Source organism: Streptococcus sp. IMAU 99161 (assembly GCF_014435245.1).
Lineage (GTDB): Bacteria > Bacillota > Bacilli > Lactobacillales > Streptococcaceae > Streptococcus > Streptococcus lactarius.
Map to the genome: position 1 here is coordinate 1 of NZ_JAAPAW010000020.1, position 255 is coordinate 255.

Consider the following 255-nt stretch of genomic DNA (forward strand, 5'->3'; position numbering starts at 1 on the left):
GGCGGAATTGGCAGACGCACCAGATTTAGGATCTGGCGCTTTACGGCGTGGGGGTTCAAGTCCCTTAACCCGCATAGGGAATAATAATGAGCCGGCTTAGCTCAGTTGGTAGAGCATCTGATTTGTAATCAGAGGGTCGCGTGTTCAAGTCATGTAGCCGGCATTTTTTTATAGGATAAAAGCGATGCGAACGTAGTTCAGTGGTAGAACATCACCTTGCCAAGGTGGGGGTCGCGGGTTCGAATCCCGTCGTTC

The 255-nt window shown here is 51.0% G+C and carries 2 tRNA genes; both read left to right on the forward strand.

The features are described from left to right. Window positions 1-71, forward strand: a tRNA-Leu gene (locus HA044_RS10190). Between the two features lie 19 nt (window positions 72-90). After that, a tRNA-Thr gene (locus tag HA044_RS10195) sits at window positions 91-163 on the forward strand. The last annotated feature ends 92 nt before the right edge of the window (window positions 164-255 follow it).